Source organism: Gilliamella sp. B3023, assembly GCF_026536845.1.
GTDB lineage: Bacteria > Pseudomonadota > Gammaproteobacteria > Enterobacterales > Orbaceae > Gilliamella > Gilliamella apicola_E.
In genome coordinates this window covers 1-909 of record NZ_JAFNNH010000064.1, presented here as the reverse complement: position 1 = coordinate 909, position 909 = coordinate 1, and the positions used below count along the sequence as shown (strand labels likewise).

1 pseudogene is annotated in these 909 nt (G+C 38.5%); it reads right to left on the bottom strand.

Going from position 1 to position 909, the window contains the following annotated elements:
- Positions 1-455: 455 nt before the first annotated feature.
- Positions 456-909, bottom strand: a pseudogene (locus J3U16_RS11975) (hypothetical protein); the annotation flags it as partial.

The window sequence follows — 909 nt, the reverse complement described above, 5'->3', positions numbered from 1 at the left end:
AGTATAGTGATTGGAAAAACACGATGCAACACTTATTTTCGCTCATTTACGTTAACTTTTGTAAATAGGATCTAAAAAGGATCTAGATTATAATTAATTAACCCTTGTTTTAATTAAACATATCATCATTACAAATCTTTAAAAAGATATTTAAAGATCCTCAAAATTTTTATTTTAGGGCTTTGAATTAGAAATTTAGGAAGTTTGATCATTTAAAACTTTTTAAGTGAAATTTAAAACTTCAAAAACCCCGTTCCTCAACTTTTTTTGCGATAAAATCGCCTCAAAAATAAACCCGCCGAGGCGGGTAATTCAAACATCTCTTAGCCGCAAAATCGCTTTTTTTATGGCTAAACGACGTTGACTCCTTGAGTCAGCTTGCTTTTAATCACTCAACACTATTTTTTATCCCCCCCCCACCCCCGGTCTAAGGATTAAGGACGAAGAAATAAGAGCTAAGGATAGGCGCAGAGCCCATAGTAGTTGGCGATGTTGATGCTCCACTCCACAAAACCGTCGTTTGAGCTCACGTTAAACTGGTTACTACCAACCGAGTCACGAGTCCAGTAAAAAGCGCGCTTGAAGCCAACGCCTGAATAATCTTCCATATAACCCCACTCAGTGAAAAAGCCTGAACCTATATGACGCTGAAAATAATTATTAGGTGAGGAAGGGGCGGCGCCAACTGAACCCTGACACTTAGTACCTGAATTACTACCACTACAAGATGCATTGGTTAAATCCCTTACACGAGGCACACGATAACCAATACTATTACACCAAGATAAAGCAGGAGAATAACTGTTAGTGTAATAATTACCACGGTTCACGAACCACTGCTTCAAAGTAAAACCATATTTGACGACTGGAGTACCATTACTATCACGACCGACCAACTCGAAGGTCTGA